The 14970-nt window shown below is 63.0% G+C and carries 12 protein-coding genes; 7 read left to right on the top strand and 5 right to left on the bottom strand.

The annotated features are described in order from the left end of the window. Positions 1–187: 187 nt before the first annotated feature. The 5 genes from BLR13_RS21600 to BLR13_RS21580 form a co-directional block, all read right to left on the bottom strand. Complete coding sequence (locus BLR13_RS21600) at positions 188–961, bottom strand: SDR family NAD(P)-dependent oxidoreductase (RefSeq protein WP_074831253.1); 774 nt, start codon at positions 959–961, stop codon at positions 188–190. 152 nt (positions 962–1113) lie between these two features. After that, positions 1114–2256, bottom strand: coding sequence for a pimeloyl-CoA dehydrogenase small subunit (gene pimD / locus BLR13_RS21595; RefSeq protein ID WP_074819754.1), 1143 nt, complete (start codon positions 2254–2256; stop codon positions 1114–1116). Between the two features lie 166 nt (positions 2257–2422). Next, positions 2423–3613, bottom strand: a complete 1191-nt coding sequence (gene pimC, locus BLR13_RS21590; protein WP_074819757.1) for a pimeloyl-CoA dehydrogenase large subunit — start codon at positions 3611–3613, stop codon at positions 2423–2425. Positions 3614–3645: 32 nt separating this feature from the next. Next, positions 3646–5322: a dicarboxylate--CoA ligase PimA gene (gene pimA / locus BLR13_RS21585; RefSeq protein WP_074819759.1), complete on the bottom strand. Its 1677-nt coding sequence runs from the start codon at positions 5320–5322 to the stop codon at positions 3646–3648. Between the two features lie 130 nt (positions 5323–5452). Then, entirely contained in the window at positions 5453–7549 is a 2097-nt protein-coding gene (locus BLR13_RS21580; RefSeq protein ID WP_074819761.1) for a 3-hydroxyacyl-CoA dehydrogenase NAD-binding domain-containing protein, read from the bottom strand. A gap of 188 nt (positions 7550–7737) precedes the next feature. Between BLR13_RS21580 and BLR13_RS21575 the strand changes: the two genes are divergently transcribed. From BLR13_RS21575 to BLR13_RS21545, 7 genes are all read left to right on the top strand, one after another. Next, on the top strand, positions 7738–8604 hold the full coding sequence (locus BLR13_RS21575; protein WP_074819763.1) for an IclR family transcriptional regulator: 867 nt from the start codon (positions 7738–7740) through the stop codon (positions 8602–8604). 69 nt (positions 8605–8673) lie between these two features. Then, positions 8674–9471, top strand: a complete 798-nt coding sequence (locus BLR13_RS21570; protein WP_074819765.1) for an ABC transporter ATP-binding protein — start codon at positions 8674–8676, stop codon at positions 9469–9471. Beyond that, the gene (locus BLR13_RS21565; protein WP_074819768.1) at positions 9468–10181 is read left to right on the top strand and encodes an ABC transporter ATP-binding protein; all 714 of its coding nucleotides are present in this window, start codon (positions 9468–9470) and stop codon (positions 10179–10181) included. Before BLR13_RS21570 ends, BLR13_RS21565 begins: the two co-directional genes overlap by 4 nt. 11 nt (positions 10182–10192) lie before the next feature. Then, positions 10193–11071, top strand: coding sequence for a branched-chain amino acid ABC transporter permease (locus BLR13_RS21560; RefSeq protein WP_074819770.1), 879 nt, complete (start codon positions 10193–10195; stop codon positions 11069–11071). Positions 11072–11073: 2 nt separating this feature from the next. After that, positions 11074–12087, top strand: a complete 1014-nt coding sequence (locus BLR13_RS21555; protein ID WP_074819772.1) for a branched-chain amino acid ABC transporter permease — start codon at positions 11074–11076, stop codon at positions 12085–12087. A gap of 154 nt (positions 12088–12241) precedes the next feature. Then, positions 12242–13477: an ABC transporter substrate-binding protein gene (locus tag BLR13_RS21550; protein ID WP_074831255.1), complete on the top strand. Its 1236-nt coding sequence runs from the start codon at positions 12242–12244 to the stop codon at positions 13475–13477. Between the two features lie 152 nt (positions 13478–13629). Further along, positions 13630–14850, top strand: coding sequence for an ABC transporter substrate-binding protein (locus tag BLR13_RS21545; protein WP_074819774.1), 1221 nt, complete (start codon positions 13630–13632; stop codon positions 14848–14850). The last annotated feature ends 120 nt before the right edge of the window (positions 14851–14970 follow it).

Below are 14970 nucleotides of genomic sequence, written 5' to 3'. Positions count from 1 at the left end.
GGAGGGGTCCGAGACGAGCGGAGCTCGCTCGTGGGTCGGCTCGCATGCAGCGAAGCGAAATGCGAGACGGGGTGGGGTGAAGGTCTCTCCCCATCCAACAGTGCCCGAGTTGAGAGATCACCCCACCCCGCCGCGCGTTACACGCGCGTCGACCCTCCCCCTCCAGGGGAGGGTAAGAGAGAACGCCTCACGTCGAAGCGGTCGTGACGCCGCCGTCGACCACGATGGTCTGGCCGGTCATGAAGGTCGAGGCGTCGGAGCCGAGATAGGCCACGGCGCCGGCGATTTCGTCGGGTTCGCCAATGCGGCGCAGCGGCGTGCTGGCGGTGCGGCGCTTCAGGTTATCAGGGTCTTCCCACAGCGCCTTGGCAAAATCGGTCTTGACCAGGCCGGGTGCGACGCAGTTGACGCGAACGCCCTTCGGGCCCCATTCGCCGGCGAGGCTGCGGCACAGCGAAAAATCCGCGGCCTTGGAAATTCCGTAGGCGCCGATCACGGTCGAACCGCGGAAGCCGCCGATCGAGGAGATGATGACGACCGAGCCGTTGCCGCGCGCCGCCATCTGCGGGATCGCCTGGGCGCAGAGCCAGATGTTGCTCTTGACGTTCGAGCCCATGATCTTGTCGAAGGCCTCGTCCGTGATGTCGAGCAGCGGGCCGTAATACGGATTCACCGCGGCGTTGCAGACGAGAATGTCGACCTTGCCGTAGTGCTTGATCGAGCCTGCGATCAGCCCGTCGACTTCGGCGCGGCGCGAGATGTTGCAGGGGATGACATGGGCGTCGCCGCCGGACTTCTTGATGCCGTCGGCGACTTCCTGGCAGGCATCGGCCTTGCGGCTGGAGATCACGACCTTGGCGCCGAGTTTTGCCAGCAGCTCAGCCGATGAGCGGCCGATGCCGCGGCTGGAGCCGGTGACAACGGCGACTTTTCCGGTGAGATCGAACGGGGTTCCCTTCACGATACGCACTCCCTGTTTTTATTCGTTTGCGATTCTTCTTTCGTCATGGCCGGGCTTGACCCGGCCATCCGCGACTTACTTTGCCGCCTAAGACGTGGATGCCCGGCACAAGGCCGGGCATGACGACTATTGCGGAGATGCGGTCGGCTAAATCACACCAGCCCGCCGGCGTCGGTGACGCGGCGGAGATGGTAGTCGGTGTCGCCAAAGGTGTTTTCGATCATGGTCAGCCGCTTGAAGTAGTGGCCGATCTTGGCTTCCTGGGTCATGCCGATGCCGCCGTGAAGCTGGATCGACTGCTGGCCGACGAACTTCAGCGACTTGCCGATCTGCACCTTGGCCGCGGCGACCGCGGTCGCGCGCTCCTTGGCGCTGTCGAAATCGGCCGCCATGGTCGCGAACATCGACATGCTGCGGGCCTGTTCGCAAGCGACGAACATGTCGGCGGCGCGGTGCTGCAGGGTCTGGAAGGTGCCGATCGCGACGCCGAACTGTTTTCGGGTCTTCAGGTACTCGACGGTGGACTTGAGCGATTCATCCATCGCGCCGACCGCTTCCGCGCACATCGCGGTGCGGGCCTCGTCGACCACGCGCTCAATCAGCGCCAGACCGTTCTCGGGATCGCCGATCGCGGCATCGGCGCCGACCTCGACGCCGGTCAGGGTAATGTCAGCGGCGTGCATGCCGTCCTGGGTCGGATAGCCCTTGCGGGTGACGCCCTTGGCGTTGGCCGGCACGATAAATACGCCGACGCCGCTCTTGTCGCGCTTCGCACCGCTGGTGCGCGCGGTCACGATCAGCGTGTCGGCGTTCTCGCCGTTGAGCACGACGAACTTTTCGCCGTCGATGACCCAGCCGGCGCCCTTCTTCTTCGCGGAAGTCGCGACGTCGAACAGGTCGTAGCGCGAGTTCTTCTCGAGCTGCGCGAAGGCAAAAGTCTTGCTGCCGTCGATGATGCCCGGAATGTGCGCGGCCTTCTGCTCGGCCGAACCGCCATGGCGCAGAAAACCGCCGCCGATCACCACCGTCGCCAGATACGGCTCCAGCACCAGCGCCTTGCCGAGCGCTTCCATCACGATCATGGTTTCGACCGCGCCGGCGCCGAAGCCGCCGTCGGCTTCCGCGAACGGAAGACCGAGCAGGCCCTGCTCGGCGAGCTTGCCCCAGACAGCCTTGCTCCAGCCGCCCTTCTCCTTCTGGTACTTCTTGCGCGCATCGAAATCGTAGGAGTCGGTCAGAAGACCGTCGATGCTTTCCTTGAGAAGGCGCTGCTCCTCGGACAAATCAAAATCCATTTTTTCTTCCTCATGCGCCGAGGCGTTTCCCGGCCCCCGGACTAATCAAATTCGTCGTCATGCCCGGGCTTGTCCCGGGCATCCACGTCCTTTTTTGCCTCAAGGCGTGGATGGCCGGGTCAAGCCCGGCCATGACGAAAAGCGTGCGTTCGCGTCGCTGCGGCAATCAAAGCCCCAGCACCGCCTTGGTGATGATGTTGCGCTGGATCTCGTTGGAGCCGCCGTAGATCGAAACCTTGCGGTTGTTGAAATAGCTCGGCGCGATCTGCGCGGTCCAGTCCATGGTCTCGTTGGAGCCGTCGTCGCCATGCTCGTCATAGGGCGCGGCGAACGGGCCGATCACTTCCATCAGCAGTTCGGTGGTGGTCTGCTGGATTTCCGAACCCTTGATCTTCAACACCGAGGACGCCGGGTTGGGCTTGCCCTTGCCGTGCTTGCCCTCGTCGGCGACGACGCGGAGCTGGGTCAGTTCGAGCGCCTTCAGCTCGATCTCGCAGGCCGCCAGCTTTTCGCGGAAACCCTGGTCTTCCAAGACCGGCTTGCCGTTGGACTCGACCTTGGAGGCGAGTTCCTTGATGCGGCGCAGCCGCTCCTTGGAAACGCCGACGCGGGCGATGCCGGTACGCTCGTTGCCGAGCAGGAATTTGGCGTAATCCCAGCCCTTGTTCTCCTCGCCGATCAGGTTCTCGACCGGCACCTCGACGTCGTCGAAGAACACCTCGTTGACCTCATGGCCGCCGTCGATGGTCTCGATCGGACGCACGGTGACGCCCTTCGACTTCATGCTGAAGACGATGAAGGAGATGCCCATCTGCTTCTTGGCGTTGTTGTCGGTACGGCACAGGCAGAAGATCATGTCGGCGTGCTGCGCCAGCGTGGTCCAGGTCTTCTGGCCGTTGATAATGTACTTGTCGCCCCTGCGCTCGGCCTTGGTCTTCAGCGAAGCGAGATCGGATCCGGAGCCGGGCTCCGAAAAGCCCTGGCACCACCAATCGTCGACATTGGCGATGCGCGGCAGATACTGCTTCTTCTGGGTCTCGTTGCCGAAGGTGTAGATGACCGGGCCGACCATGCTGACGCCGAAGGCGAGCGGCGCCGGCGCCGGATGCATCTGCAGCTCTTCGTTGAAGATGTAGTGCTGCACCGAGGTCCACCCCGTGCCGCCATATTCCTTCGGCCAGTGCGAAACGCCCCAGCCCTTCTTGTTCAGGATGCGCCACCAGGCGACCATTTCGTCCTTGGTGAGGTGGCGGCCCTCCACCAGCTTCTGGCGGGTGGCCGGCGGCACGTTCTCCTTGAAGAAGGTGCGAACCTCCTCACGAAACGCGATTTCTTCCTTGCTAAAAGCGAGATCCATCGGATCCTCCTGTGAACGAGTTCAATTCCTGATTACGCGACGTCTTTTTTGCTGGCGGCCTGCGGCGACGGTTGCTGCAGGCGGAGTTCGTGACGCGACAATTTTCCGACCGGCGTGCGCGGCAGTTCCTCGACGAAATCGACCGCGACCGGCAATTCATGTTTGCCGATCTTGCCGGTGAGAAACGCGCGCAATTCTTCCAGGCCGAACGGTTTGGCATCCGCGCGCAGCTTGATGAAGGCCTTCGCCGCCTCGCCGCGATAGTCGTCGGGGATGCCGATCACGATCACTTCCTGTACGCCAGGGTGGGTGTAGATCGCCTGCTCGATCATCTGCGGATAGACGTTGAAGCCGCCGGAGATGATCATGTCCTTCTTGCGGTCGACCAGATAGAAATAGCCGTCGCCGTCCATGTAGCCGATATCGCCGGTCAGGAAGCGATCGCCGACGAAGGCTTCCGCGGTTTCCTTCGGCCGGTTCCAGTAACCCTTGGTGACGTTCGGACCGCGGATGCGGATTTCGCCGACTTCGCCCACCGGCACCACCTGCTTGGGGTCATCGAGCGATACCACGTCCATCTCGATACCCGGCAGCATCAAGCCGATCGAGCCCGGCTTGTCCGGGCCTTCCTTGGGATGGGCGGTGCCGGGCGAGCAGGTTTCGGTCATGCCCCAGCCGCTCTTGAGCTTCATGCCGACCCTGCGCTCGAGGATTTTGGCGACCTCGACCGGCAGCGGTGCGCCGCCGGAGCCGACGCTGACCAGCGACGACAAATCGCGCTTGTCGAGATCGGGCAATGCCGCGATCGCAATCCACATCGTCGGCACGCCCGGAAATGCGGTGGCGCGCTTGACTTCGATATCGCGCATGACCGCCTCGACGTCAAAACGCTGATGCAGCGAGATCAGATGGCCGCGCCGGATCGACGACAGCAGCACCACCGTCAGCGCATAGATGTGAAACAGCGGCAGCACGCAGATCACGCGCTCGACCGGATTGTTGCGCTCGGCGCGCGCCGGCTTGCCCCAGACGTCGTAGACCGACACCGCGGACGTGAGATTGCCGTGGCTCAGCATCGCGCCTTTTGGAAGGCCGGTGGTGCCGCCGGTATATTGCAGCAGCGCGACGTCATCGGCCGACATTGTGGGCCATGCGGCGGGCTTCGCCGCGCCGTCGGTGAACTGCTTGTAGGTGATGATCTTGGGATTGTCCGGCAGCGCCGCCTGCGGTGTGCCGACCTTGCCCCAGTGATCGTCCTCGCACACGATCAGGCGGTCGAGCAGGCCCTTGTCGAGAAATTTCAGCGCGGTCGGCAGCAGCGCCGACAGGTTGCTGGTGACGAGGATGCGCGCGCCGGAGTCCGAGAGCTTGTGCGACAGCGCGATCTCACCGTCGAGCGGACTGAGATGCACGATGCGGGCGCCGGCCTTGAGCGCGCCAAAGAAATTGACGGGATGATCCGGCGAGTTGCCGAGGAACAGCGCGACCGAATGGCCTTTGCCGTAGCCGGCGCGCAGGAAGGCTGACGCCGCCGTCTCCACCAGCGCTTCGAGTTCAGTATAGCCGATCGGCCGGTCGCGGAATTCGAGCGCCGGCCGCGCGCCGTAGTCGGCTGATGCCGTCGACAGCAAATCGGGCAGCGTGCCGCACGCGATCGTATCGTCCCAGCGGACGCCTTGCGGATAAAATTGTTCGCCGGGATGGGTCATGGCGGCTTTCAGCGAGGCATAGAGAGGCCGTCATTCCGGGGCACGCGAAGCGTGAACCCGGAATCTCGAGATTCCGGGTTCGATGCTGACGCATCGCCCCGGAATGACTCGTGGTGGGAACAGCGGCCCATCAGGCCGCTTTCGCCTTTTCGGCCAGCGACGCAAAGGTCTTGCCTTCGGCGGCGAGACGCTTGAGCAGCGGGGCCGGTTCGAGCGACGGATCGTTGGTCTCCTTGGCGTAATACGACAGACGATCCGCGATGTGCTTGAGGCCGACCTGGTCGGCGTAGAACATCGGGCCACCGCGATAGATCGGCCAGCCATAGCCGTAGAGCCAGATCACGTCGATGTCGCTCGGACGCGCCGCGATGCCCTCTTCGAGGATCCGCGCGCCCTCGTTGATCATCGGGTACATCATGCGCTCGAGGATTTCGTCGTCGCTGACGACGCGCTTCTTGCGGCCGAGACGCTGCAGGGTCTCGTCGATCAGCTTCTCGACTTCCGGATCCGGCAGTGCGGCGCGGGAGCCGGCTTCATACTTGTAGTAGCCCTTGCCGGTCTTCTGGCCGAAGCGCCCGGCTTCGCACAGTGCATCGGCGATTTCCGACTTGATGCCGCGGTCCTTGCGCGAGCGCCAGCCGATATCGAGGCCGGCGAGATCGCCCATCGCGAACGGGCCCATCGGCATGCCGAATTTTGTCACGACCGCGTCGACCTGCTGCGGCAGCGCGCCTTCGAACAACAGCTTCTCGGCCTGCTTGCCGCGCTGCGCCAGCATCCGGTTGCCGACAAAGCCGTCGCAGACGCCGACCACGGCCGGCACCTTTGCGATCTTGCGCGCGATCGCGACAGCGGTGGTCAGGGCATCCGGCGCGGTCTTGTCGGCGCGGACGATTTCGCACAGCTTCATGACGTTGGCGGGCGAGAAGAAGTGCATGCCGAGCACGTCCTGCGGACGGCTCGTCACCTTCGCGATCTCGTCGATGTTGAGGTAGGAGGTGTTGGAGGCCAGCACGGCGCCCTTCTTGGCGAACTTGTCGAGCGCGGTGAACACTTCCTTCTTGACCGCCATGGTTTCAAACACGGCTTCGATCACCAGGTCAGCGTCCTTGACGTTCTCAAGGCCGACCACGCCGGTGATCAGGCCCATGCGCTTGGCCGGGGCATCGGCGGGAATACCGCCGCGGGCGGCGGTCGCCTCGTAGTTCTTCTGCATGATGCCCATGCCGCGCTTGAGCTGCTCCTCGCCGGTTTCGATCAGCGTGACCGGGATGCCGGCATTGGCGAACGACATCGCGATGCCGCCGCCCATGGTGCCGGCGCCGATGATGGCGACGCGCTCGACCGGACGGGCTTTTGTGCCCTCGGGGACGCCGGCGATCTTGGCGGCTTCGCGCTCGGAGAAGAAGGCGTAACGCTGCGCCTTGGACTGGTCGCTCGACACCAGCTTGAGAAAACCTTCGCGCTCCTTCTTCAACCCTTCGTCGAACGGCAGGTCGATGGCGGCGCCGACGGCGTCGGCCGCGGCGAACGGGGCTTCCAGCCCGCGCGCCTTCTTGGTGAGGGCGGCGACCGCATTGGTGAAGATCGAGCGATCGGCCTTGGCGGCCTTGAGCTTGCTGTCGTCGTCGCGCAGCCTGCGCAGCGGGCGCTTCTCCGCGACCACCTTGCGGGCAAAGGCTTCGCCGCCGGAAGCCGGGCCCTCGACGATCTCCTCGATCAGGCCGTGCTTGAGCGCTTCGGCTGCGCTGATCGGATCGCCGCCGACGATCATCTTGACCGCGAGTTCGGGGCCGACCGCACGCGGCAGGCGCTGGGTGCCGCCGGCGCCTGGCAGCAGGCCGAGCTTCACTTCGGGCAGGCCGAGTTTGGCTTCCTTGGTGGCGACGCGGTAGTGGCATGCCAGCGCGACTTCGAGGCCGCCGCCGAGCGCGGTGCCATGGATCGCGGCGATGATCGGCTTCGGCGAGTTCTCCATCAGAACCAGCGCCTCCTGCAGACCGGGGGGCTTCGGCGGCTTGCCGAACTCGGTGATGTCGGCGCCGGCGATAAAGGTGCGGCCGCCGCAGGTCAGCACGATCGCCTTGACTTCGGGATCGGCGATCGCCGCCTTCATGCATTCGAAGATGCCGCCGCGCACCGCGGCGCTGAGCGCGTTTACCGGGGGCGAGTTAATCGTGACGATGGCGATGGCATCATGACGCTCGAGTTTTACGACTTCGTTCACGGGGCTCTCCCTGGATACTGTTCTTGAGTTTGGCTTTGCGTTTGGCCTTTGAGTTTCGCTGCCCGACTTGCGTTGAGTAGCTACGCTCTTTGTTGATTTCGCACTGCGAAATTTAATTCCACATCTTGACACGGAGGGTTATTTTGAAGCACGTCCCTTGTCAACGAGCTCCGCGCAGAAGCAGGTAAATGAAGCGTCCAGGGAAGAAAGTGGCGACAGATCGCAGCTTCGTCGTCGCGCTTTCCCGCGGACTTGATGTGTTGCGCGCATTCCATCCCAACGACGGGCTTCTTGGCAATCAGGAGATCGCCGCCCGTACTAATTTGCCGAAGCCAACCATTTCCCGGCTGACCTACACCTTGACCAAGCTGGGATACCTTACACCCGTTCCGCGGTTCGAAAAGTATCAGCTTGCGCCGTCAGCCATGATGTTGGGGTATGCCGCGCTGGCCAATCTCGGCGTTCGGCATTTGTCCGAACCCTACCGGGAAGAAGTCATGCGCGAGACCGGCGGTGCGGTCGCGGTCGGCGGCCGCGATCGCCACAGCATGATCTATTTCGGGCAAAGCCGTAACGGGCTGACGCTCGGCGTACAGCTCGACGTCGGTTCGCGAATACCGATCGCGACCACGGCGATGGGCCGGGCCTATATCTGGGCATTGCCCCCGGACGATCGTGCCTCTTTATTGCGCGAACTGCGCGACCACTATGGCAGCCGCTGGTCCCGGATGCGGGACGGCATCGAGCGCGCCGGTGAGACCGTGGCGCGCTACGGGTTCACGATCTCCGCCGGCGAGTGGCAGAACGACGTCGCCGCGGTCGGCGTGGCGCTGAAGCTGAACGACGGAACCGGACCGTACGCCTTCAATTGTGGCGCACCGGCATTCCGCTTTACGGAAGATCGGCTGCTCAACGATATTGGACCTCGCCTTGTGGCGATGGTAAGGAACATCGAGGCGGCACTGGGCGGTGCGGCGCCGCAATCAAAAAAAGATGAAAGCAAAAAGCTTAAACCAGGAGGGAAAGTTGCACGTTTGGCCGAGGGGATCAGATAGCCATCATCGTGATCCGCGCAAAAGTTCGCGCGGACATTCCCGCACCGTGTTCAGCATGGGCGAGACGAGATGACGCAGGCACAGCTCGCGCAGGGAAATGCTCCCCTGCTTGCGGTTCGCGACGTCAGCGTCGTGTTCGGCGGCATCATCGCGTTGAATGGCGTATCGTTCGACATGCTCAAGGGGCAGATCCTTGGGCTGATCGGACCGAACGGCGCCGGCAAGACCACGCTGTTCAACTGCCTCTCCCGGCTCTACCAGCCGTCCTCCGGCGACATCCTGATGGAAGGCGCCAGCATCCTGACGCGCCCGCCGCACCGGATCGCCGAGATCGGCATCGGCCGCACGTTCCAGAACGTCGCGCTGTTTCCCAACCTCTCGGTGCTCGACAACGTTCGCGTCGGCACCCATGCGCGCACCTCGAGCGACATCATTTCGGATTCGCTGAAGCTCGCCTGGGTTCGCCGCGGCGAGGCCGACACCAACAAGAAGGTGCATGAGATCCTGGCCTATCTCGATCTCGAGAGCGTGGCCCATACCGTGGTTTCCGGCCTGCCGTTCGGCACCCAGAAGCGGGTCGAGCTGGCGCGCGCGCTGGCGGCCGATCCCAAGATCCTGCTGCTCGACGAACCGGCCGGCGGCCTCAACCACGAGGAAGTCTACGTGCTCGGCGACCTGATCCGCCGGATCAGGGACGAGCGCCACATGACCGTGCTGCTGGTCGAGCATCACATGGGTCTGGTGATGTCGATCGCCGACCACGTCGTCGCACTCAACTTCGGCAAGAAGCTCGCCGAGGGAACACCGGCCCAGGTCCAGGCCGACCCGGATGTCATCAAAGCCTATCTGGGGAGCAAGGACCAATGACCGCGATGCTCAACGTCAAGGATCTCCGCGCCTATTACGGGCAGGTCCAGGCGCTTCACGGCCTCTCGTTCTCGCTCAACGAGGGCAGCCTGACCACCCTGCTCGGCGCCAACGGCGCCGGCAAGACCACCACGCTGCGGGCGATCTGCAACATGGTGCGCTCGACCGGCGCGATCGAGTTCGACGGCAAGCCTTTGGGAAACCGTTCGACCGAAAACGTCGTTCGTCTCGGCATTGCCCATGTGCCGCAGGGCCGCGGCACCTTCACCACCATGACGGTGGAAGAGAACCTGCAGCTCGGCGCCATCACCCGCACCGACAAGGCCAACATCGTCTCCGACATCGAGCGCATGTATTCGCACTTCCCGGTGCTGAAGCAGCGCTACACCCAGCAGGCCGGCACGCTTTCGGGCGGCGAACAGCAGATGCTCGCGGTCGCCCGCGCCCTGATGCTGCGGCCGCGGCTGATGCTTCTGGACGAGCCGTCGTTCGGCCTGGCGCCGCTGATCGTGCGCGACCTGTTCGGGATTCTCGGCAAGATCAACCGCGAGGACAAGGTTACCATCCTGGTGGTGGAGCAGAATGCGCAACTGGCGCTCGAGCTCGCCGACCAGGCCTATGTGATCGAAACCGGACGGATCGTGATGTCGGGCAATGCCAAGGACATCGCGAACAACGAAGACGTCCGTAAATCCTATCTCGGCTACTGAGGAACGCGGCCATGGAACTCTTTACCAACCAAGTCCTGGCCGGCATCGCGACAGGCGCGATCTACGCCTGTATGGCGCTCGCCGTCGTGATGATCTACCAGGCAATCGACCATCTGAATTTCGCCCAGGGCGAAATGGCGATGTTCTCGACGTTCATATCCTGGCAAATGATGCAGTGGGGCGTCCCCTATTGGGGTGCCTTCATCCTGACACTGGCGCTGTCGTTCGCCGGCGGCATCGCCATCGAGCGTCTGCTGTTCAAGCCGCTGGCGAAGGCGCCGATCCTGACCAACGTCGCCGGCTTCATCGCGCTGTTCGCCATCGTCAACAGCGTCGCCGGCCTGATCTGGGACTTCACCATCAAGCAGTATCCGACGCCGTTCGGATCCTCGCCCTTCCTCGGCAGCCAGCTGATCTCGACCCACCAGGCCGGCATGATCGGCGTCACCATCCTGCTGCTGATCCTGCTGTTCATCTTCTTCCAGTACACGCGGATCGGCCTTGCAATGCGGGCGGCGGCCTCGGTGCCTGAATCGGCCCGGCTGGTCGGCATCAACACCTCCTGGATGATCGCACTCGGCTGGGGCATGGCGACCGCCATCGGCGCGATCGCCGGCATGCTGATTGCGCCTGTGGTGTTCCTCGAGCCGAACATGATGGGCGGCGTGCTGATCTACGGATTTGCCGCGGCAGTGCTCGGCGGCCTGACTTCGCCGCTTGGCGCCGTGATCGGCGGCTTCCTGGTCGGCATCTTCGAGAACCTCGCAGGCACCTACATTCCCGGTGTCGGTAACGAGCTGAAACTGCCGATCGCGCTTGCGCTGATCATCGTCGTATTGGTCGTCAAACCGGCTGGGCTGCTTGGCCGGCCCATCGTGAAGCGAGTTTGATCATGAGCGCTGCTGAAGACATCGTCACAGAAGTCCCGGCCGTCGAAGCCGTTCCGAAAAGAGCGATGACGCTCGGCCTCGGCACCTCGCTGGTGGTGCTGGCCGCTTTGTGTCTGGCGCCGCTGTTCGTCAAGAACTTCATCATCTTCCAGATGACGATGCTCCTGATCTACGGACTGGCAGTGCTGGCGCTGAACATCCTGACCGGCGGTTCCGGCCAGTTCTCGCTCGGCCAGAGCGCGTTCTACGCGGTCGGCGCCTACACGTCGGCGATCCTGATGGAACACGCCAACATGAACTACGCGCTGACGCTGCCGATCGCTGGCATCGTTTGCTTTGCCTTCGGCTTTGCGTTCGGCCAGCCGGCGCTGCGGCTCTCCGGCGTCTATCTGGCGCTGGCGACGTTCGCGCTTGCCACCGCGATGCCGCAACTGCTCAAGCTCGGCTTCTTCGAGCACTGGACCGGCGGCGTGCAGGGCCTCGTCGTCACCAAGCCGGACGCGCCGTTCGGCCTGCCGATGTCGCAGGACATGTGGCTCTATTACTTCACGCTCGCGATCACGATCGGGATCTACATCGCCTCGGTGAACCTGCTCAGGTCACGTTCGGGGCGGGCCTTCATGGCGATCCGCGACAACGAAATCGCGGCATCCGCCATGGGCGTCGACGTTGCGCTCTACAAGACGCTGGCGTTCGGCGTCTCGGCCGGCATCACCGGCGTTGCCGGCGGTCTCGGCGCCATCGCCGTGCAGTTCGTGGCGCCTGACGGCTACACCATCACGCTCGCGATCTCGCTGTTCCTCGGCATGGTCGTCGGCGGCGTCGGCTGGCTGCCGGGCTCGATCGTCGGTTCCGCCTTCATCATCTTCGTGCCGAACATCGCCGAAGGCATCTCCAAGGGCCTTTCCGGCGCCGTGTTCGGCGTGCTGCTGTTCCTCGTCATCTTCCTGGTGCCGCATGGAGCGAGGCAGGTCGCGATAGTAGCCCAGGGCCTGATCGGCAAGCTCAAAAGGTAAATGGAAACCATACCGGTTCCGATTGAATCGGAACCGGGCTCCGGTCTCTTGTCTTGATGCATTCCTTCATGCCAACCAGTGCCTCCCGGCCCAAACCGGGGGGCTTGTTTCGTTTGAAACGCCACAAATCGGCAAACCCGACCAAGGAGAAATGATGCTTTCGACGTCCACAACAAGAATCGCCGCGTTCACGACGGCGGTCGTCGCGTTCGCTGCCATGAGCGGCAGCGCACTCGCCCAGAAGAAATACGACACCGGCGCGACCGACACCGAGATCAAGGTCGGCAACATCATGCCGTACAGCGGCCCTGCCTCCGCCTATGGCGTGATCGGCAAGACCGAAGAAGCGTATTTCAAGATGATCAACGACAAGGGCGGCATCAACGGCCGCAAGATCAATTTCGTCACCTACGATGACGGCTACAGCCCGCCGAAGGCGGTGGAGCAGGTTCGCAAGCTGGTCGAGAGCGACGAAGTGCTGGTTGTCTTCAACCCGCTCGGCACGCCGTCCAACACCGCGATCCAGAAATATCTGAACTCCAAGAAGGTGCCGCAGCTGTTCGTGGCGACAGGCGCCACCAAGTGGAACGATCCGAAGAACTTCCCCTGGACCATCGGCTGGCAGCCCTCCTACCAGAGCGAAGCGCAGATCTATGCGAAGTGGCTGATGAAGGAGAAGCCCGACGCCAAGATCGCGATCCTCTATCAGAACGACGATTTCGGCAAAGACTACCTCAAGGGCACCAAGGACGGTTTTGGCGCCAAGGCCGCCTCTTCCATCATCCTGGAAGAGAGCTACGAGGTTTCCGAGCCGACCATCGACTCGCACATCGTCAAGATCAAAGCCGCCAACCCCGACGTGCTGCTGATCTACACGACGCCGAAATTCGGCGCCCAGACCATCAAGAAGACGGCCGAACTCGGCTGGAAGCCGCTGCAGATCATCACCAACGTCTCGGCCTCGGTCGGCAGCGTGATGGCGCCTGCCGGCTTCGACAACGCCCAGGGCGTGCTGTCCGCGGCCTATGCCAAGGACGGCGCCGACGCGCAGTGGAACAACGATCCCGGCATGAAGAAGTGGATCGAATTCCTCGACAAGTACATGCCGGGCGCCGACAAGACCGACGGCAGTCTGGTCTACGGCTACGGCGCCGCCCAGACCCTGGCGAAGGTGCTGGAAATGTGCGGTGACGACCTCACCCGCGCCAACGTCATGAAGCAGGCGGCAAGCCTGAAGGACTTTACGCCGGACACGCTGCTGCCCGGCGTCAAGATCAACACCTCGGCGACCGACTTCGCCCCGATCAGCCAGTTGCAGATGCAGCGGTTCAAGGGACAGAAGTGGGATCTGTTCGGCGAGACCATCAGCGCCGACGTCGCATCCGAATAAATGCTGCATCGCCGTCCGAATAACCGGACCCGATGAACAGCCAGCGCAGCCCTCTGCACAGCCCTCTGCGACGCAAGTTGCAGAGGGCTTTTTATTGACCGGATGCCCGAAACGTATTCAATGCGGCAAACAACCGAAAACGGAACTTCGGAATGACTGCTATCTGTTGGCGACTGGGAGCAGCCGTACTCGCCCTGTTCACCGCAACCTGCGGCAGCGCCTTTGCCCAGAAGAAATATGATCCCGGCGCATCGGATACCGAAATCAGGATCGGCAACATTATGCCCTACAGCGGACCAGCCTCCGCCTATGGCGTGATCGGCAAGACCGAGGAAGCCTATTTCAGGAAGATCAATGCCGAGGGCGGCATCAACGGCCGCAAGATCACCTTCATCAGCTATGACGACGGCTACAGCCCGCCCAAGGCGGTCGAGCAGGCGCGCAAGCTGGTGGAGAGCGATGGGGTGCTGCTGATATTCAACTCACTCGGTACGCCGTCCAACGTCGCGATCCAGAAGTACATGAACGACAAGCAGGTGCCGCAGCTGTTCGTCGCCAGCGGCGCCACCAAGTGGAACAACCCGAAGGATTTTCCGTGGACCATGGGCTGGCAGCCCTCCTACCAGAACGAAGCGCGCATCTACGCGAAATACCTGATCAAGGAAAAACCCGACGCCAGGATCGGCGTGCTCTACCAGAACGACGACTTCGGCAAGGATTACCTCAAGGGCCTCAAGGACGGCTTTGGCGCCAAGTCGTCGATGATCGTCGCCGAGCAGAGTTACGAGACGTCGGAGCCTACAGTCGACAACCAGGTCGTCAAGCTGAAGGCTTCCGGCGCCGACGTCTTCATCAGCATCACGACGCCGAAATTCGCCGCGCAGGCGATCAAGAAGATCGCCGAATTCAACTGGAAGCCGCTGCAGATCGTCGCCAATGTCTCGTCCTCGGTCGGCGGCGTGATGAAGCCGGCGGGTTACGAGAACGCGCAGGGCATCCTGTCGGCGGCCTTCGACAAGGACGGAACCGATCCGCAGTGGGACAACGATCCCGGCATGAAGAATTTTGCGGCTTTCCTCGCCAAATACTATCCCGACGGCAACAAGAGCGACGGCACCCTGATCTATGGCTATGGCGCCGCGCAGACCATGGTGAAGGTGCTGCAGATGTGCGGCGACGATCTGACCCGCACCAACGTGATGAAGCAGGCCGCAAGCCTGAAGGATTTCGTGCCCGACACGCTGCTTTCCGGCATCAAGATCAACACCTCCGCCACCGACTTCGCGCCGATCGAGCAACTTCAGTTGATGCGCTTTAAAGGCGAGAAGTGGGAGCTGTTCGGCGACATCATCCGCGGCGATCCCGGCCACTGAACGGCAGGGCTCCTGCCGGACTGTGCGACTAAATGAGGCCCCCTGCGGCAGCGTCGCGGGGGGCTTTTCGTTGCTGGGAACGGCCGAAAGGTATTGAATGCCGGCAGGAGCCGCCAAGCG

The sequence above is a fragment of the Bradyrhizobium ottawaense genome (genome assembly GCF_900099825.1).
GTDB classification, from domain to species: Bacteria; Pseudomonadota; Alphaproteobacteria; order Rhizobiales; family Xanthobacteraceae; genus Bradyrhizobium; species Bradyrhizobium ottawaense_A.
This window is presented reverse-complemented; position numbering and strand designations above follow the sequence as displayed.